Here is a 19793-nt window from a genome sequence, read left to right as displayed (position 1 = left end):
AAAAAAATTTTTTTGTTATAATATAAACAAGTTTTTAATACAAAGAATAGAGGTAGAAAACGATGGACTATACATATGCAGATGATAGTTTGACATTGCATACAGATATGTATCAAATCAATATGATGCAAACATACTGGGAATTAGGGAGAGCAGATTTACATGCTGTTTTTGAATGTTACTTTAGAGAGATGCCCTTTAATCATGGCTACGCAATTTTTGCAGGTTTAGAACGTTTAGTCAATTATCTCGAAAATTTAACGTTTACAGAATCTGATATTGCATATCTCCGAGAAGTTGAAGAATATCCAGAAGATTTCTTGACGTATTTAGCAAATTTTGAATTTAAATGTACTGTACGCTCTGCTTTAGAAGGGGATTTGGTTTTTAATAACGAACCGTTAATTCAAATTGAAGGTCCTTTGGCACAATGTCAATTGGTAGAAACTGCCTTGCTAAATATGGTGAATTTCCAAACATTAATTGCGACAAAAGCGGCTCGAATTAAATCCGTGATAGGCGATGATCCTTTATTGGAATTTGGAACACGCCGGGCACAAGAATTAGATGCTGCCATTTGGGGCACAAGAGCCGCCTATATTGGTGGGGCGGACGCGACAAGTAATGTTCGTGCTGGTAAAATTTTTGGTATTCCGGTTAGTGGGACTCATGCCCATTCATTGGTTCAGTCGTATGGAAATGATTATGAAGCATTCATGGCGTATGCCAAAACACATCGGGATTGCGTTTTCCTTGTTGATACGTATGATACTTTGAAAGCGGGAGTGCCAAGCGCAATTCGAGTAGCTCGAGAAATGGGTGATAAAATTAATTTCCTAGGCGTGCGGATTGATAGTGGCGATATGGCTTATATTTCTAAACGAGTTCGTGAACAACTGGACGAAGCAGGCTTTACTGAAGCAAAAATTTATGCATCGAACGATTTAGATGAAAATACGATTTTGAATCTAAAAATGCAAAAATCAAAAATTGATGTATGGGGCGTGGGTACCAAGCTGATTACGGCCTATGATCAACCGGCTTTAGGAGCGGTGTTTAAATTAGTTTCAATTGAAGGTGAAGATGGTCAAATGAAAGATACCATTAAACTATCTAGCAATGCTGAAAAAGTGACAACACCAGGGAAAAAACAAGTCTGGCGCATTACACGTAAATCTGATAAAAAGTCAGAAGGGGACTATGTGACACTTTGGAACGAAGATCCTCGCCAAGAAGAAGAAATTTATATGTTCCATCCCGTTCATACCTTTATTAATAAGTATGTCCGTGATTTTGAAGCACGGCCAGTACTCCAAGATATTTTCGTTGAAGGAAAACGTGTGTATGAATTACCAACTTTAGATGAAATTAAACAATATGCAAAAGAAAATTTAGATTCACTTTGGGAAGAATACAAGCGGGACTTGAATCCGCAGAAATATCCAGTGGACCTTTCAACAGATTGTTGGAACCACAAAATGAATTTATTGGAAAAAGTGCGTAAAGACGTTAAATATTTAACGGAAACGGTGAATAAGGAGGCCTAGAAATGACAACACTTCAAGAAAAAATCATTCAAGAGTTAGGTGTTTTACCGACAATTGATCCAAAAGAAGAAGTTCGTAAAAGTATTGATTTTCTGAAAGCTTATTTAACTAAACATCCTTTTTTAAAAACCTTTGTCTTGGGAATTAGTGGCGGACAAGATTCAACATTAGCTGGGCGCTTAGCACAATTAGCGATGACTGAAATGCGCGAAGAAACAGGAGATATGTCGTATCAATTTATTGCGATTCGCCTTCCATACGGTGAGCAAGCAGATGAAGCTGATGCACAAGCCGCGCTAGCCTTTATCCAGCCAGATGTTTCTTTACGAGTGGATATTAAACCAGCAGTGGATGCAATGGTTGGTTCGCTAGAAAACGCTGGCGTTCAAATTAGCGATTTTAATAAAGGGAACATGAAAGCACGTCAACGTATGATTACACAATATGCAGTAGCTGGCGAAAATGCTGGCGCAGTAATTGGCACAGACCACGCAGCCGAAAATGTGACAGCTTTCTTCACCAAATATGGCGATGGCGGAGCGGATATTTTACCGTTATTTCGTTTAAATAAGCGCCAAGGAAAAGCTTTGCTGAAAGAACTTGGGGCACCAGAAGCTTTGTATCTAAAAATACCAACAGCTGATCTAGAAGATGACAAACCGTTAGTTGCAGATGAAGTTGCCTTAGGTGTCACGTATGATGCCATTGATGACTATTTGGAAGGCAAAAAAGTCTCGGAAACAGATCAACAAACAATTGAAAACTGGTATAAAAAAGGACAACACAAACGGCATTTACCCATTACAATTTTTGATGATTTTTGGAAATAAAAACACAGACCATCGGCGAATGAACGATGGTCTGTGTTTTTTTACATAACTACTTTTCAGAAAGTAAACGTTGCTACAGCAACTATCCTATGATAATGAAAGTCGTTTTCATTTAGGCGTTTTCACTTTCTTTTTCAAAACAGAAAAGGTACGCTCAATAATGTAAAGTGAATGATGGGAGAGAAAAAGAGATGAAGCATGTAACAAAATTGGGGATTACAATTATAACAGGAGTTTTGGCATTATTATTTGAATTTATTTTACATCAGCCGAATTGGGCGTATGGCATTATTTTAATAACAGGTTCTGTAATGGCGTTAATGATGTTCTGGGAAATGATTCAAACCTTACGTGAAGGAAAATATGGTGTCGATATTTTAGCGATTACCGCTATCGTTGCAACCTTAGCTGTGGGAGAATACTGGGCCAGTTTGATGATTTTAATTATGTTGACTGGTGGTGATTCATTAGAAGACTATGCCGCTGGAAAAGCTAACCAAGAGCTGAAGTCATTATTGGATAACTCGCCACAAAAAGCTCATCGCTTGAATGGCGAAAATTTAGAAGATGTTTCTGTTGAGGAAATCAATGTTGGCGATGAATTAGTAGTAAAACCAGGGGAACTAGTTCCAGTTGATGGCTTGGTAAAAACCGGGACATCAACAGTCGATGAATCTTCATTAACAGGAGAATCAAAACCAATTGAAAAAAATCCTGGTGATGAATTAATGTCGGGTTCCGTGAATGGTGATGGCTCTTTGAAAATGGTTGCTGAAAAAACTGTAGCCGACAGTCAATATCAAACAATTGTGAACTTAGTGAAAGAATCTGCGGCACGTCCAGCTCATTTTGTACGTTTAGCAGACCGCTATGCGGTACCTTTTACACTAGTTGCCTACTTAATTGCAGGTGTTGCTTGGTTTGTTTCGAAAAGTCCGACACGCTTTGCGGAAGTCTTAGTGGTTGCTTCGCCGTGTCCTTTAATTCTATCTGCCCCAATTGCTTTAGTGGCAGGGATGGGTCGTTCAAGTCGTCATGGGGTCGTTATTAAATCGGGAACGATGGTCGAAAAATTAGCTTCTGCAAAAACGATTGCGTTTGATAAAACAGGCACGATTACGCAAGGACAACTTTCTGTTGATCAAGTCCAACCAATCAATGCTGGAATAACTGCTGCTGAATTAGTGGGATTGGCAGCAAGCGTGGAACAAGAATCAAGTCATATTTTAGCTAGATCAATTGTTGCTTATGCCAGAAAGCAAGATGTCCCATTAAAAAATATTACAGATCTAGCGGAAGTTTCTGGTGCTGGCGTGAAGGCATTTGTGGATGGTGCTGAGATACGGGTAGGTAAAAAGAATTTTGTGACACAAGAGTCTCAAGCAACTGAAAAAATTGATAAAACGACTATTCATATTTCACGTAATGGCACATATTTAGGCCGAATTACTTTTACAGACACTGTACGCCCAGAAGCAAAAGAGACTATGGAAAAATTACACCAATTACATCTTCAACGAATTTTAATGCTGACGGGGGATCAAGAATCCGTCGCAGAAACGATTGCTGCAGAAGTAGGAATTACCGAAGTACATGGGGAATGTTTACCACAAGATAAATTAACTATTCTAAAAGAATTGCCTAAAGAAAATCATCCAGTCATCATGGTAGGAGATGGTGTAAATGATGCACCTTCGCTTGCTGCTGCAGACGTAGGTATTGCTATGGGCGCTCATGGAGCTACTGCGGCTAGTGAAACTGCTGATGTTGTTATTTTAAAAGATGACTTAAGTAAAGTCAGCCAAGCGGTCGAAATTGCCCAAGATACCATGAAAATTGCCAAACAATCTGTATTAATCGGAATTTTTATCTGCGTTTTACTAATGCTAATTGCTAGTACCGGGATCATTCCGGCGCTAATCGGGGCTATGCTACAAGAAGTCGTGGACACTGTGTCAATCTTATCTGCTTTGCGTGCTCGTCGAATTGGCAAGTAAGGTGGAACAATTAATTGCCTGAATGTCCAGCTTAGTGGTAAAATAAAGGTACGTTTTTAATATTAATAAGTTACAGGGGAGAGATTGTGCAATGAAAGGAAACCAAATAGATGGGCAACCAGTCACGGAAGAACAACTATTAAAAGAAGGCTACCGTAAATATACTGGGAAAGGAATTGATATCTTTTATAATAAAGATATTTGTGAACATATTGGTAATTGTGTTCGCGGAAATCCAGAAGTCTTTGAAGTTGGTCGGAAACCATGGATTATTCCAGATAACGGAAGTGTTGAAAATGACATGATTGTGGTAGATTCATGTCCAAGTGGTGCTCTAAAATATATTCGGAAAGCAGGGAACGAATATGCAAATTAAAGAAGAAAACAATCGTTTTGCTCTATATAACGATGAAAACCAAGAAATTGGTGAAATGACTTGGTCAGATGCTGGCGAAAGCATGATGATTATTGATCATACGTTTGTTGATCCAACTTATCGTGGACAAAAATTAGCTGAAAAACTTGTTTTAGCCGGTGTTGAAAAAGCGAGAAAAGAGCATAAAAAAATTATTCCGCTATGTCCATTTGCCAAAAAAGAATTTGATACTAAACCTGAATACGGAGACGTATTGAGAAAATAAAGAAGAAACTAGCAACAGCCGCAAGTAGAAATCTGATTCCTACTTGCGGCTGTTGCTATTAGAGACAAATAGGGAAAGACATTAAATTTCACTGGTGTTTACAGATAAAATATGCTACATTAAAGTAGATGAATTTCGCATATTTGTATAAAAAGGAGAATTAACGCATGTATAATCTAATCTTAACGTTGGTCATCATTTTATCTGTTTTAATCGTCATTACTGTTATGATGCAACCAAGCAAACAAAACAGTGCAGCAAGTGCCTTCACTGGCGGTGCAGATAAATTATTTGGGAAGCAAAAAGCGCGCGGTTTTGAAGCTGTTATGCAACGCTCAACAGCAGTTCTTGGCGCAATTTGGATGATTTTATTATTTGTTTTGGCGTTCTTATCTTCAAAATAAGTACGTAATCTTTTAAAATGACAAGTTTAGAACAGAGAGATGAGTGCGGACACTTATTTTTCTGTTCTTTTTCTTTCTGAAAAAGTCTTTGAAACTTATCATTTCGGAAGGTTTTCTTTTGAGAATATGATAGAATGAAGCTGAGGTGAGCGAAGTGGCAAAAAAAATCAATTTACCGAAGCCGTTATTTTCAGAAAAAGGAAAACGGGCGGTCCTTTTATTACACGCTTATTCTGGCAGCAGTAATGATGTACGGATGTTAAGCAGACGTTTAGAAAAAGAAAATTATACTGTCTATTCGCCTAATTTTTCAGGACATGGCACGCTAGTTCCTGAAGATATTTTAGATCAAACAACGGAACAATGGTGGCAAGATACACAAGAAGCAGTCGCTTTTTTGAGAGAAAGAGGCTACCAAGAAATTGCCATTTTTGGTTTATCAATGGGCGGGATTTTCAGTATGCATGCATTAACGGAACAATTAACAGGATTAATTGGTGGTGGATTTTTCTGTTCACCTATCTACCCTGTCGAAAATAAAGTCCCAGAAAATTTCGTATTATACGCAGAAAATGTGATGAAAATCGCAGAAGTTCCTGCAGAGGAACAACAAAGCCGGTTGCAATCGATTGAGCAACGAGTCAAACAACAATTAGGAGCGATTGAAACGATTGCTAGTCAGACGGCTGACAAACTAAACAAAATCCATGCACCTCTTTTCTTAGCGCAAGCTGGCAAAGATGAAATGATTGAGCCAATGGGCGTCTATCAAACGGCCCAAGCGCTAACACAAGCACGTGTGACCTTACAATGGTACCCAAACAGCGGACATGTCATTACGGTGAGTGGAGAACATAAACAATTAGAGCAAGATGTGGTGCAATTTTTAGCAACACTACCTTGGAATGAGGAGAAATAATGACAAAACAAACAATTAAAGAGCAAATTTTACATTTCATGGAAAGCCAAAAAAAGAAAAGCTTTTCAATGGAAGAAATTGCACAAGGCTTGAATTTAGAAAAAAGTTCAGATTTTAAAATTTTAGTGCAAACCATTGCACAAATGGAACGAGAAAAGTCAGTTAGTTTCAACAAAAAAGGCAAAGTCCTGTTACCAATGAAAGACTTATTAATAGAAGGAACGTTTCGTGCAAATGAACGAGGCTTTGGTTTCGTGACCATCGATCCTGAAGAACCAGATGTTTACATTCCTAAAGAGGCAACGAACTTTGCAATGGATGGGGACACGGTTTTAATCGACGTGATCCAACATGCGGATCCTTTTTCAGATCGCGGCGCAGAAGGTAAAGTCAAAGAAATTAAAGAGCGAGCAGTGAGCCAAGTTGTCGGAGAATTTGTGGCATATAGTGAAGAAGAAATGGCAGAAATGGGACTGTATGGCTACATGATTCCCAAAGATAAGAAATTGAATCAGTATACTGTATCAATTGCACCTGAAGGGATTAAGCCAGTAGATGGTAGTATTGTCATTGCTGAAATTACCTATTATCCAGATCAAGAATATCCGACAAGTATGGAAGGACTAGTCAAACAAGTGATTGGTCATAAAAATGATCCAGGAATGGATATTTTATCAATCGTGGTGGCTCATGGAATTCCCACAGCATTTCCTGATGAAGTTTTGGCTGAAGCGGACCAAGTACCAGAAACTATTGCAGAAAGCGATTTAGTCGGTCGTCGGGATTTACGTGATCAGTTGATTGTGACGATTGATGGAGAAGATGCGAAAGATTTAGATGATGCAGTAACGGTACAAAAGTTAGCAAATGGCAATTTCTTTTTAGGGGTGCATATTGCAGATGTTTCTTATTATGTAACTGAAGGAAGCCAATTGGATATGGAAGCGTATGAACGTGGCACAAGTGTCTATTTGACTGACCGAGTTGTGCCAATGATTCCGCAGCGATTATCAAATGGGATTTGTTCGCTAAACCCACATGTTCCACGTTTAACCATGAGTTGTGAGATGGAAATTACACCAGAAGGAGAAGTTATTTCGCATGAAATTTTCCAAAGTGTAATCCAAACAACGGAGCGAATGACCTATACAGCAGTCAATGAAATTTTAGAAGAGCAAAAACCTGAAACGTTAGAACGCTACAAAGAGCTAGTTCCCATGTTTAAAGAGATGGGCGAGCTGCACCATATATTAGAAGAGATGCGTATGCGCCGTGGTGCGATTTCTTTTGAAGATCGTGAAGCCAAAGTCCTAGTTGATGAAAATGGTCATCCCCAAGATATTCTTTTACGCACGCGTGGCGTGGGTGAACGATTAATTGAATCCTTTATGTTGGCAGCGAATGAAACTGTGGCACGTCATTATCATGACTTAAAACTGCCATTTATTTATCGGATTCATGAACAACCAAAAGAAGAAAAAATGCAACGTTTCTTTGATTTTGCTGCAGTACTTGGCATTCTTGTTAAAGGAACAAAAGAAAACATTTCACCGAAAGATTTACAAAAAGTTTTAGAGCAAGTTGAAAATAAGCCGGAAGAAGTGGTTATCAATACAATGTTGCTAAGAAGTATGCAACAAGCGAAATACTCAGAAGACAACTACGGACACTATGGGTTGGCTGCTGAATATTATACGCATTTTACTTCACCAATACGTCGTTATCCAGATTTAATTGTGCATCGTTTGATTCGCAGCTATAGCCAAGATCAATCTGAAAAAAATCAAGAAAAATGGAACGAAGCATTACCAGAAATTGCCAATCATAGTTCAAGTATGGAACGTCGCGCAGTTGATGCAGAGCGTGAAGTGGACGCCATGAAGAAAGCCGAATTTATGGTAGATAAAGTGGGAGAAACGTATGACGGGATCATCAGCTCAGTCACAAAATTTGGTATCTTTGTGGAACTGCCTAATACAATAGAAGGCTTAATTCACGTGAACAACTTAAAACAAGATTATTTCCATTTTATTGAAAATCATATGGCGTTAGTTGGTGAACGGACGGGAATGACTTTGAAAATTGGTCAGAAAGTTCAAATCCGTGTTGAAAAAGCTGATCCAGAAACAAGAGAAGTTGATTTTGAATTGATTTCAGCTGAGGAAGTCGCACCAGTCGAAGGACCAAAAGGACGTAAAAAAGGTAAAGCCAATTCTTCAACTCGTTCAAATAATCAACGAAGAAATAAAAAAGATGAATCATTTGATGGTAAGAAAAAGAAAAATAAGAAAAAAGGCAAAGGCAAAAAACAACCTTTTTATAAAGAAGCAATGAAACAAAAAAATAAAAAAGGGAAAAAGAAGAAGTAGAGGAGGTCGCTTATGCCAAAAGGGGAAGGAAAATTAATCGCACAAAACCGCAAAGCTAGACATGATTATTCAATTATCGATACGGTTGAAGCTGGGCTTGTTTTACAAGGAACAGAAATCAAATCTATTCGAAATGGTCGTATCAATTTAAAAGATGGTTTTGCACGAATTCGAAACGGAGAAGCCTTTTTGTATAATGTTCATATTAGTCCATATGAACAGGGCAATATTTTTAATCATGACCCATTACGTACCAGAAAATTATTATTACACAAAAAACAAATTAATAAGTTAATCGGCGAAACCAAAAATACAGGTATCACATTAGTACCTTTGAAGGTCTATATTAAAGACGGCTATGCCAAAGTTTTGATTGGTTTAGCTAAAGGGAAAAAGCAGTACGACAAGCGTGAAGACTTGAAACGTAAGGAAGTTGACCGACAAATCAGCCGAACATTAAAAAATAACCGACGTTAAAAATGTAAATTTATTCTTTTTCGCATATTTGCTTGCCTTTCTTCGGATTAGGTGTAAAATCTGGTAAGTGTTGAGTAAATGAATGTAAATGATTCATTTTTTAATCGCTTCGGAAAGCAGTACCACCCTGCATTAGATTGGTTTATGGAAAAGGTTTTCCAACCAATTTTCAACACATGAAATTTTAAAAGTAAACTATTTGTAAATTATCAACAAGTGGTGGTACGATAGCTTTGCCAGGGATTATCACTCAGGAGTAGGATGAAACTTCTGAAAGATTGTTGGAAAAGAGGTGAATTGATTTGGAAGAGAAGAAATTACTCTTCAATATCGGACCAATTTGGTTTGATGGAACCATTGTTTTGATGGTGCTGTTGACGTGTATCATTGTTTTCGCCTTTGTCTATGCTTGTACGAGAAATATGAAGCTACGACCTAAAGGCAAACAAACGGTCATCGAATGGTTAGTGGATTTTATTCGTGGAATCATTACAGACAATTTACCTCGTAAAGAAGTGAGCAATTTTCATTTAATGGCGTTTACCCTGTTCATGTTTGTGCTTGTTTCAAACATCTTGGGTCTCGTTACAAAAATCGTTGTGGGCGACGATCTCAGCGTTTGGAAAAGTCCAACCGCCGATCCAATCGTAACCTTAACGTTAGCGATGATGATGATTGTCTTAACACACTTCTTTGGTATGAAACGCTTTGGTTTTAAAGGCTATCTAGTTAATAGTTATTTAAGACCCGTTGGTTTCTTACTACCGGTAAAATTAATGGAAGAATTCACGAATCTATTAACATTAGGCTTGCGTTTGTACGGAAACATTTTTGCCGGCGAAGTTCTATTGGGCTTGATTGCTGGAACCGTAGCAAGCGTTGGATTATGGGTTATCCCACTAGCAATTCCGCTAGAAATGATTTGGGTAGCATTCTCAATCTTTATTGGATGTATCCAAGCGTTTATCTTTGTGACACTTTCAATGGTTTATATGTCACACAAAATTGAAACAGAAGAATAATCAAGAAATACGAAGGACAAAAATTATCTTTTAGGAGGATTTTACACAATGGAAGGATTAAATTTTATCGCAGCAGCAATTGCAATTTTCGGTTCAGCTATCGGAGCCGCTATCGGTAACGGACAAGTTATTTCAAAAACAATCGAGTCAATGACTCGTCAACCAGAAATGTCTGGTCAATTAAGAACAACAATGTTTATCGGGGTCGCTTTAATCGAAGCTGTGCCAATTTTAGGTGTCGTTGTTTCTTTATTACTTTTATTCAGATAAGCAATAAAATGGAGGCAGGACGCTGATTATTATCGGGACCGTCACTGCTTTCTTCTATCTTTAGCCTTTTCAATAGCTGGTGATAAAGCAGTTGAAGAAGCTAAATCGATTTTTGCAGGAAAGGAAGTTGAGACTTCATGCTACTTACTACATTGGTAGTCGGTGAAACGGCTCCTAGTACCACACTAGGCACGATGATTGTTGTCAGTGGTGCATTTTTAATCTTGATGCTCTTATTAAAGAAATATGCATGGGGAGCAATCGTAGATATTTTGACACAACGTGAAGAAAAAATTGCCAACGATTTAGACTCTGCAGAACAATCTCGCGTAGCAGCAGCGAAAATGGAAAAAGAACGTCAACAACAATTACTTTCTTCCAGATCAGAAGCAGCTGAAATTATTAAAAACGCGAAAGAAAGTGGAGAACAGACTCGCCAAAAAACATTAAAAGAAACAACTGCGGAAGTTACTCGCCTACGCGAAAAAGCTCGGACAGATATTTCTCAAGAACGTGAAGAAGCATTGTCTTCAGTAAAAAATGAAGTGGCAGATCTTTCTCTTCAAATTGCAGCCAAAATTTTAAATAAAGAATTAACACCAGATGCACATGAAGCATTGATTGATTCTTATATTGAAAGTTTAGGTAAAGCAAATGAAACTAGATAAATATACAGTTGGTAAACGCTACGGCAAGGCTTTGTTTGAGTTGGCAGTTGAAAAGAACCAAGCTGAAGCAATTTATCAAGAATTATTGACGCTTCGCGAAGTCTATCACCAAGTACCTGGTATTGGCGATATTTTAAGTGATGATCGCTTAGAACCTTATGAAAAAGATAGCATCATGGAAAAACTAGTAACAGGTTTTAGTGAAATGATGCAAAACTTTTTGCGAGTGGTTTACGAATATCGTCGCATGTACGATCTGCTCTTGATGATTGATGAATATGAACGACGTTATGATGAGCACCAAGGACTAATTTTGGGTTCAGTGACAACAGCCATTCCTTTATCAAAAGAACAACATCAAGCAATGGAAGAAAAAGCTGCCCAATTATTAGGGTATGAACAAGCGCATTTAGTCAATTTAATTGACCCGTCAATTGTCGGCGGAGTGGTTATTGAAGCAAACCATCAAGTAATCGATGGCAGCATCCGCAAACAATTAGAACATATGCAGCAGAAGTTATTAAAATAATCTTTAGGACTACAAAGAGGTGAATTGAATGGCTATCAAAGCAGAAGAAATCAGTGCCTTGATTAAAGAACAAATCGAAAACTATCAACAACAGCTTGCTGTTGAAGAAGTTGGAACAGTCACTTACGTCGGTGACGGAATTGCCCGCGCCCACGGTTTAGAAAATGCCATGAGTGGAGAACTTGTTGAGTTTTCAAACGGTTCATACGGAATGGCACAAAACTTAGAAACAAATGATGTAGGGATTATTATCCTTGGCGATTTTGAAACCATTCGTGAAGGAGATAAAGTACAACGCACAGGCAAAATCATGGAAGTACCCGTTGGGGAAGCTTTGATTGGCCGTGTTGTTAATCCATTAGGTCAACCATTAGATGGTTTAGGCGAAATTAAAACAGACAAAACACGTCCTGTGGAAGCAACAGCTCCCGGTGTTATGCAACGTCAATCTGTTGCTGAACCAATGCAAACTGGTTTAAAAGCCATTGATGCCCTCGTACCAATTGGTCGTGGACAACGGGAATTAGTTATTGGAGACCGTAAAACAGGGAAAACATCGATTGCAATTGATACAATTATTAACCAAAAAGGACAAGATGTAATTTGTATTTATGTAGCGATTGGTCAAAAAGAATCTACTGTTCGTAACCAAGTAGAAACACTTCGTAAATTTGGTGCCTTAGATTATACAATCGTTGTGACTGCAGGGGCTTCACAACCAGCACCATTACTTTACATTGCACCATATGCAGGAACTGCAATGGGTGAAGAATTCATGTATAACGGCAAACATGTCTTAATTATTTTTGATGACTTATCAAAACAAGCCGTGGCTTATCGTGAACTTTCTCTACTATTACGCCGTCCACCAGGTCGTGAAGCTTATCCAGGGGATGTCTTCTATTTACACTCACGTTTATTAGAACGTGCAGCTAAATTAAGTGATGAATTAGGTGGCGGTTCAATGACAGCCTTACCATTCGTTGAAACACAAGCAGGCGATATTTCTGCTTATATTCCAACAAACGTTATTTCAATCACTGATGGACAAATTTTCTTAGAAAGCGACTTGTTCTATGCAGGCACTCGTCCAGCCGTTGATGCTGGGTTATCTGTTTCTCGGGTCGGAGGATCAGCGCAAATCAAAGCAATGAAAAAAGTTGCCGGAACGCTTCGTTTAGACTTAGCTAGTTACCGTGAGTTAGAAGCCTTTACACAATTTGGCTCTGATTTAGATGCGGCAACCCAAGCTAAATTAAACCGTGGTCGTCGTACGGTAGAAATTTTAAAACAAAAACTACATGCGCCACTGCCTGTAGAAAAACAAGTCTTAATTTTATATGCGTTAACACACGGCTTTTTAGATAGCGTGAGCGTGGATAAAATTTTACACTTTGAACAAGATTTATTCGATTATTTTGATGGCAAACATGCAGACTTATTGGAAACCATTCGTACAACGAAAGACTTACCAGATACTGATGCATTAGATGCAGCGATTACAGAGTTTTCTGAAATGTTTGCAGCGGCAAACAATAGCGGAGATTCAGCCAAAGAAGCTTTAGAAAAAATCGATAACGCATAAGAGAGGTGAGCGACATTGGGTGCTTCATTAAACGAAATCAAACAACGCATTGCATCAACAAAAAAGACAAGCCAAATTACCAAAGCGATGCAAATGGTTTCTGCAGCCAAATTGACCAAGTCAGAAGGCGCCTCTAAAAGCTTTCAAGAATATTCTTCAAAAATTCGTAGTGTCGTTACGCATTTAGTAGCTGCTCAGTTAAGTGAATTACGTGAAACAGAACAATCTTCTCTTAGTGAAGGGAACTATCATGTGATGTTAGCACAACGACCTGTCAAAAAAACAGGCTATATCGTTATCACTTCTGACAAAGGGTTAGTTGGTGGCTACAATAGCTCAATCTTAAAACAAACCATGAGTATGATTCAAGAAGACCATGATTCTAATAAAGAATATGCCTTAATCGCTATTGGTGGTACAGGGGCGGATTTCTTTAAAGCACGCGGAATCGATGTTTCCTATGAGCTAAGAGGCTTAACGGATCAACCAACGTTTGAAGAAGTCCGTAAGATTGTGACAACGGCAACGACTATGTACCAAAACGAAGTGTTTGATGAATTGTATGTTTGTTATAATCACCACGTTAACTCACTAACGAGTCAGTTTCGTGTGGAAAAAATGTTGCCAATTACTGATTTAGATCCATCAGAGGCGACCTCTTACGAACAAGAATATCTTTTAGAGCCTTCACCTGAAGCAATCTTGGATCAATTATTACCACAATATGCAGAAAGCTTAATTTATGGGGCGATCATTGATGCGAAAACAGCAGAACATGCTGCTGGGATGACCGCCATGAAAACAGCCACTGACAATGCGCAAAATATTATTAGCGATTTAACAATTTCTTATAACCGTGCTCGTCAAGGGGCGATTACCCAAGAAATTACAGAAATTGTTGCTGGTGCAGCTGCACTAGAATAATCTAGTCTTACGTTTGAACGTTTATAAAAACGTTCAAAGCGTGTGACTTTATGAAGACTGGAGGAAAGAAATTATGAGTTCAGGAAAGATTGTTCAAGTAATCGGTCCCGTTGTTGACGTGGAATTTTCATTAGATCAATCCTTACCCGATATTAACAACGCTTTAGTCGTTTATAAAAATGGCGAAGCAAAACAAAAAGTAGTACTTGAAGTCGCTTTAGAACTAGGTGATGGAGTGATTCGTTCTATCGCTATGGAATCGACAGATGGTTTACAACGTGGAATGGAAGTTATCGATACAGGAAAATCAATTTCAGTTCCTGTTGGTAAAGATACATTGGGTCGTGTGTTTAACGTTTTAGGAGACACAATTGACTTAGAAGCACCATTCCCTGCAGATGCTGAACGTAGTGGGATTCATAAAAAAGCGCCAGCATTTGATGAATTAAGTACCAGTAATGAAATTTTAGAAACAGGGATTAAAGTTATTGACTTATTAGCACCTTATCTAAAAGGTGGTAAAGTCGGACTTTTCGGTGGTGCCGGTGTTGGTAAAACCGTCTTAATTCAAGAATTAATTCATAATATTGCCCAAGAACATGGAGGGATTTCCGTCTTTACTGGTGTTGGTGAACGGACACGTGAAGGGAACGACCTGTACTATGAAATGAAAGATTCAGGCGTTATTGAAAAAACAGCCATGGTTTTTGGTCAAATGAACGAACCACCAGGTGCACGGATGCGTGTGGCCTTAACTGGGTTAACGATTGCTGAATATTTCCGTGATGTGGAAGGACAAGACGTGCTATTATTTATTGATAACATTTTCCGTTTCACCCAAGCCGGTTCAGAAGTTTCTGCCCTTTTAGGTCGGATGCCGTCAGCCGTTGGTTATCAACCAACCTTAGCGACTGAAATGGGACAATTACAAGAACGGATTACTTCAACGAAAAAAGGATCAATTACCTCTATTCAAGCAATCTATGTTCCAGCCGATGACTATACCGATCCAGCGCCAGCAACAGCGTTTGCCCATTTGGATGCAACAACTAACTTGGAACGTAAATTAACCGAACAAGGGATTTATCCAGCGGTAGATCCGTTAGCTTCATCTTCTAGTGCCTTGGCTCCTGAAATTGTTGGAGAAGAACACTACGAAGTGGCTACCGAAGTGCAACATATTTTACAACGTTACCGTGAATTACAAGATATCATCGCTATTTTAGGGATGGACGAATTATCAGATGACGAAAAAGTACTTGTTGGTCGCGCACGCCGTGTTCAATTCTTCTTATCTCAAAACTTTAACGTTGCTGAACAATTTACAGGTCAACCTGGTTCTTATGTACCAGTTGCGGAAACAGTTCGTGGCTTTAAAGAAATTCTTGAAGGTAAACATGACAATCTGCCAGAAGAAGCCTTCCGGAGTGTCGGTAAAATTGAAGATGCCATCGAAAAAGCGAAACAATTAAACTACTAGAAAGGCGGCAAACACAATGGATAGTCTTACTGTGAATGTAGTAACGCCTAATGGTCTAGTTTATGACCACCATGCAAAAATCGTTGTGGCGAAAACAACAGATGGTGAAATTGGTATTTTACCAAAACATGCGCCAATCATCGTTCCGCTAGCGATTGATGAAGTCCGCATCAAACGGACCGATTCAGATACACATGTTGACTGGGTAGCTGTAAATGGTGGTATCATGGAAGTCCGTGATAATGTCGTTTCTATTATTGCCGATAGTGCCGAACGTGAACGAGATATCGATGTGCCTCGTGCTGAACGAGCAAAACAACGAGCAGAACGTTTAATTGAAGAAGCCAAAGCAAAAGACGACCGCGATCAACTACGTCGTGCGACTGTTGCTTTGCATCGAGCAATCAACCGGATCAACGTATCGAAACATGGGTAAAAAAGGCTGAAGGATTCAGTCACTTTTGTAGAGTTTAAGGCGCTTGCTATTGAGTCAGTTGCCTTAAACTCTATTTCTTCGTATTTTTTAATAAATAGTGTCAAATTTTGGCATTTCAAGTGGATTAATTATCGGTTTTTATTATTTTGTGATAAAATGTTCCTACGTTAGAAAAAAGGAGGCTCCTTATGCAATACTATGGAGTAGATGCTATTGTTCGAATCGTTAGTCATCTTATGTTCATTTACATAAGTTTTTGGGCGTTGCAATCATTGCGTATTGAGCAATTTTTCAAAACCCAATTTACACCGCAAATCAGAATGTTGATGGTATTTTTCGCCATCGCTATCGGATACACAGTTAGCTCGTTTGCTTTAGAATTGATTGCGCTTTGTCGAAATCTTTTCATTGTGTATTTTCCTTAAAAATTGAAAAATAAAAAAAGGTACAATTTTTAGTTGAATAATGGTATAATAGTAAAGATTTTGAATAGGAATACCTATTCTCATTTTTTTGGGGGGAACAAAATGGAACAAATTATTGTTCATGGTGGTAATACAAAATTAGAAGGAACTGTAAAAATTGAAGGCGCCAAAAACGCTGTTTTACCAATTTTAGCAGCTACTCTTTTAGCTGAAGAAGGCGTTACTACTTTAAAAAATGTACCAATTTTATCTGATGTATTTACAATGAATCAAGTAATTAAGCATTTGAATGTAGCCATTGATTTTGATGAAGACGCGAATGAAGTAACAATAGACGCAACACAACCTTTAGGGATCGAAGCAAACTATGAGTACGTTAGTAAAATGCGTGCTTCTATCGTTGTAATGGGACCTTTATTGGCTCGTAATGGCCATGCCAAAGTGGCAATGCCAGGTGGCTGTGCCATTGGGAAACGACCAATTGATTTACACTTAAAAGGCTTCCAAGCATTAGGTGCAAAAATCATCCAAAAAAATGGTTACATTGAAGCAATTGCGGATGAACTAATCGGTAACACTATTTACTTAGACTTCCCAAGTGTCGGCGCTACGCAAAACATTATGATGGCTGCTGTTCGTGCGAAAGGAACAACCATCATTGAAAACGTTGCTCGTGAACCTGAAATCGTTGACTTAGCAAACATTTTAAACAAAATGGGTGCCAATGTTATCGGTGCTGGAACAGAAACGATGCGTATCGAAGGCGTCGATAAATTACATGCCGTAGAGCATTCAATCGTTCAAGATCGAATTGAAGCAGGTACGTTCATGGTAGCTGCAGCAATGACTGAGGGCAATGTTTTAATTGAAGAAGCAATTTCTGAACATAATCGTCCGCTAATTTCTAAATTAACTGAAATGGGTGCAATCATTGAAGAAGAAGAAAATGGCATCCGTGTAATTGGACCAAAACATCTAAAACCAACAGATGTTAAGACAATGCCGCATCCTGGTTTCCCAACAGACATGCAAGCACAAATGACAGCGATCCAAATGTTTGCTGAAGGAACAAGCATCGTGACAGAAACAGTCTTTGAAAATCGTTACCAACACTTAGAGGAAATGCGTCGAATGAACGCTGACTTAAAAATTGACGGCAACATTGCCGTTATTAATGGTGGCAACGAGTTACAAGGAGCAGCAGTGGAAGCCACTGATTTACGGGCAGCTGCCGCATTGATTTTAGTAGGGTTACGTGCAAATGGCATTACACGTGTCTCTAATTTGAAATATTTAGATCGTGGCTATTATGAGTTCCATAAAAAACTTCAAAAATTAGGCGCGAACGTTGAACGTGTCAATGATGAAAAAATTGAAGAAAAACAAGCAACGACAGTAATCTAAAGGAGTCAAACGTATGAGTTCATTTCGTTATATTTTAGTAACATTATTGAAAATTCTAGTGGTCATTTCGTTAGTCATTATCTTATTTGTTGTGGGAACAATGATTGGTTATGGTTTGATTGGAAATGGGAATCCAATGGATGTCTTTGATGAAAAAATTTGGACTCATATTATGAACTTCTTTAAATAAAAACTTATTTTAAGGCGGTGAACAAAAGTCAATTGACGATTGTTCACCGCCTTTTCTTTTTCCTGAATATCTATTTTATTCTATGCTATAATAATAGAAGTAAGATAATGAAGGAGTGGGATGGAAGATGCAAGCAACCGTAACAGAAATAGGCAAACATGCAATCGATGATTCAGAAAAAATGATTATTCTTTTTGGAGAAACTGCTACCGATACCTTGAAGCAACATGCAGTTATTCAATCATTCCCAGAAAAAGACCAAGTTACCTTGGCAGAAGGAGATCATCTGAAAATTGGCGATACAAACTATACAATCACAAAAGTGGGTTCTTTTGCCAATAGTAACTTGCAAAGTATCGCTCACAGCACTTTAATCTTTGCTGATGCACCAACCGATGAGGATGATGTTATCCGGAATGGTGTTTATTTAACGCCCCATCAGTTACCAAAGATAACTATTGGAACAACAATTGATTATTTAGTAAATGGAGCGTGAATCAATGGATAAAAAACAAACGACTGATAAACGCCTGTCTTGGTTTTGGCGTTGGTTTTTAAATAATCAAGTAGTAACAGCCTTACTGATTGTCTTATTGGTGCTGTTAATTATTCTAACTTTTACGAAAGTTTCTTATTTATTTAAGCCCGTCTGGCAGTTTTTCGGCGTTGTCGGCTTACCAGTAATTATGGCGGGGATTTTATATTATTTATTAAATCCAATTGTCGATTATTTAGAGAAAAAACAAATCTCACGTGTCTGGAGTATTATCGGCCTATTTATTTTAATTGTGGCACTACTCATTTGGGGTGGTATTGTAATCGTTCCTAAAATTCGTGAGCAATCTGTCAGCTTTGTGAATCATTTTCCTCAATATATTGATACAATTGATCAAAAATCGCAGGAAATATTAAGTGATCCACTTTTCGCGCAATTTAGAGAACAACTTGAAGCGGCAGGCGATAAAGTTGTCAGCTCGTTAGGTACCATCATTAAAAACGTCTCAACGTTCACAGTACAAGGAATTGGTAATTTCTTTGGGGCGGTGGCTACGATCTTTGTCGCCATCATTACGATGCCGTTTATTCTATTTTATTTACTGAAAGATGGCAAAAACTTAGCGCCATATTTAATGAAGTTTTTACCAGTGAAGATGCGTAAACCAACCTTAAAAGTTCTTGCAGAAGTCAATGATCAAGTCTCTTCTTATATTAGAGGACAGTTAACTGTCGCTTTCGCAGTGGCAATTATGTTTATGATTGGTTTTTCTGTCATTGGCTTAGATTATGCAGTCACTTTAGGTATTGCAGCAGGCTTTTTAAATTTAATCCCTTATTTAGGTTCATTTTTAGCCATGATTCCAGCAGTCTTTTTAGGAATTGTCAGTGGGCCAGCTTTGTTAATTAAAGTCTTGATTGTTTTTGCCATTGAGCAAACGGTCGAAGGTCGGTTTATTTCACCACTTGTCCTAGGCAGTCAGTTATCCATTCATCCAGTCACCATTTTGGTTGTTTTATTAACGTCTGGTAAACTATTTGGGATTGTCGGGGTGATTTTAGGAATTCCTGTTTATGCCGCAGCTAAGGTGATAATTACACACATTTTTGAGTGGTACCAAATCGTTTCCGGTTTGTATGATGAAGATAAGCCAGATCAACAAGAATCTACGTAACAAAAG

At 38.3% G+C, this 19793-nt stretch carries 22 protein-coding genes; all 22 read left to right on the top strand.

Features of this window, described 5'->3' with window-relative positions:
- The first annotated feature begins 62 nt into the window (after nt 1–62).
- The 22 genes from IGL42_RS10190 (at nt 63) to IGL42_RS10085 (ending at nt 19787) form a co-directional block, all read left to right on the top strand.
- Nucleotides 63–1547 (top strand): nicotinate phosphoribosyltransferase, encoded by a 1485-nt coding sequence (locus IGL42_RS10190; protein WP_002362267.1) that lies wholly within the window; start codon nt 63–65, stop codon nt 1545–1547.
- 2 nt (nt 1548–1549) lie between these two features.
- Nucleotides 1550–2377: an ammonia-dependent NAD(+) synthetase gene (gene nadE / locus IGL42_RS10185; RefSeq protein WP_002356540.1), complete on the top strand. Its 828-nt coding sequence runs from the start codon at nt 1550–1552 to the stop codon at nt 2375–2377.
- A 167-nt stretch (nt 2378–2544) separates the two neighbouring features.
- On the top strand, nt 2545–4374 hold the full coding sequence (locus tag IGL42_RS10180) for a heavy metal translocating P-type ATPase (RefSeq protein ID WP_025189876.1): 1830 nt from the start codon (nt 2545–2547) through the stop codon (nt 4372–4374).
- Between the two features lie 91 nt (nt 4375–4465).
- Entirely contained in the window at nt 4466–4750 is a 285-nt protein-coding gene (locus tag IGL42_RS10175) for a (4Fe-4S)-binding protein (protein ID WP_010710643.1), read from the top strand.
- Entirely contained in the window at nt 4740–5015 is a 276-nt protein-coding gene (locus tag IGL42_RS10170; RefSeq protein ID WP_002356545.1) for a GNAT family N-acetyltransferase, read from the top strand. Before IGL42_RS10175 ends, IGL42_RS10170 begins: the two co-directional genes overlap by 11 nt.
- A 167-nt stretch (nt 5016–5182) precedes the next feature.
- Nucleotides 5183–5419: a preprotein translocase subunit SecG gene (gene secG, locus IGL42_RS10165; protein ID WP_002356546.1), complete on the top strand. Its 237-nt coding sequence runs from the start codon at nt 5183–5185 to the stop codon at nt 5417–5419.
- Nucleotides 5420–5564: 145 nt separating this feature from the next.
- The gene (locus IGL42_RS10160) at nt 5565–6338 is read left to right on the top strand and encodes an alpha/beta hydrolase (protein WP_002384145.1); all 774 of its coding nucleotides are present in this window, start codon (nt 5565–5567) and stop codon (nt 6336–6338) included.
- Entirely contained in the window at nt 6338–8707 is a 2370-nt protein-coding gene (gene rnr / locus IGL42_RS10155) for a ribonuclease R (protein WP_002356549.1), read from the top strand. Before IGL42_RS10160 ends, rnr begins: the two co-directional genes overlap by 1 nt.
- Nucleotides 8708–8719: 12 nt before the next feature.
- Complete coding sequence (gene smpB, locus IGL42_RS10150) at nt 8720–9184, top strand: SsrA-binding protein SmpB (RefSeq protein ID WP_002356550.1); 465 nt, start codon at nt 8720–8722, stop codon at nt 9182–9184.
- A gap of 302 nt (nt 9185–9486) precedes the next feature.
- Nucleotides 9487–10206, top strand: coding sequence for a F0F1 ATP synthase subunit A (gene atpB / locus IGL42_RS10145; RefSeq protein WP_002356551.1), 720 nt, complete (start codon nt 9487–9489; stop codon nt 10204–10206).
- Nucleotides 10207–10254: 48 nt separating this feature from the next.
- Nucleotides 10255–10476: an ATP synthase F0 subunit C gene (gene atpE, locus IGL42_RS10140; RefSeq protein WP_002356552.1), complete on the top strand. Its 222-nt coding sequence runs from the start codon at nt 10255–10257 to the stop codon at nt 10474–10476.
- Between the two features lie 137 nt (nt 10477–10613).
- Entirely contained in the window at nt 10614–11144 is a 531-nt protein-coding gene (gene atpF / locus IGL42_RS10135) for a F0F1 ATP synthase subunit B (RefSeq protein ID WP_002365031.1), read from the top strand.
- Nucleotides 11131–11673, top strand: coding sequence for an ATP synthase F1 subunit delta (gene atpH / locus IGL42_RS10130; protein ID WP_002356554.1), 543 nt, complete (start codon nt 11131–11133; stop codon nt 11671–11673). The genes atpF and atpH overlap by 14 nt, the downstream gene beginning before the upstream one ends.
- 28 nt (nt 11674–11701) lie before the next feature.
- Nucleotides 11702–13258: a F0F1 ATP synthase subunit alpha gene (gene atpA / locus IGL42_RS10125; RefSeq protein ID WP_002356555.1), complete on the top strand. Its 1557-nt coding sequence runs from the start codon at nt 11702–11704 to the stop codon at nt 13256–13258.
- 15 nt (nt 13259–13273) lie between these two features.
- Complete coding sequence (locus IGL42_RS10120; RefSeq protein WP_002359606.1) at nt 13274–14182, top strand: F0F1 ATP synthase subunit gamma; 909 nt, start codon at nt 13274–13276, stop codon at nt 14180–14182.
- Between the two features lie 73 nt (nt 14183–14255).
- Nucleotides 14256–15662, top strand: a complete 1407-nt coding sequence (atpD, locus tag IGL42_RS10115) for a F0F1 ATP synthase subunit beta (protein ID WP_002356558.1) — start codon at nt 14256–14258, stop codon at nt 15660–15662.
- 16 nt (nt 15663–15678) lie between these two features.
- Complete coding sequence (locus IGL42_RS10110) at nt 15679–16098, top strand: F0F1 ATP synthase subunit epsilon (protein ID WP_002356559.1); 420 nt, start codon at nt 15679–15681, stop codon at nt 16096–16098.
- 188 nt (nt 16099–16286) lie between these two features.
- A complete protein-coding gene (locus tag IGL42_RS10105) occupies nt 16287–16523 on the top strand; it encodes a DUF1146 family protein (protein WP_002356560.1) in 237 nt (78 codons plus the stop codon).
- A 102-nt stretch (nt 16524–16625) separates the two neighbouring features.
- A complete protein-coding gene (gene murA, locus IGL42_RS10100) occupies nt 16626–17927 on the top strand; it encodes a UDP-N-acetylglucosamine 1-carboxyvinyltransferase (RefSeq protein WP_002356562.1) in 1302 nt (433 codons plus the stop codon).
- Nucleotides 17928–17940: 13 nt separating this feature from the next.
- Nucleotides 17941–18117, top strand: a complete 177-nt coding sequence (locus IGL42_RS10095; protein ID WP_002356564.1) for a DNA-directed RNA polymerase subunit beta — start codon at nt 17941–17943, stop codon at nt 18115–18117.
- A 127-nt stretch (nt 18118–18244) separates the two neighbouring features.
- Complete coding sequence (locus IGL42_RS10090; protein WP_002356567.1) at nt 18245–18613, top strand: PTS glucitol/sorbitol transporter subunit IIA; 369 nt, start codon at nt 18245–18247, stop codon at nt 18611–18613.
- Between the two features lie 4 nt (nt 18614–18617).
- Complete coding sequence (locus IGL42_RS10085) at nt 18618–19787, top strand: AI-2E family transporter (protein ID WP_002381494.1); 1170 nt, start codon at nt 18618–18620, stop codon at nt 19785–19787.
- The last annotated feature ends 6 nt before the right edge of the window (nt 19788–19793 follow it).

It is taken from the genome of Enterococcus sp. DIV0712 (assembly GCF_050554855.1).
Lineage (GTDB): Bacteria > Bacillota > Bacilli > Lactobacillales > Enterococcaceae > Enterococcus > Enterococcus faecalis.
The sequence above is the reverse complement of the archived record's forward strand: the minus strand, read 5'-3'. Positions and strand labels throughout refer to the sequence as shown.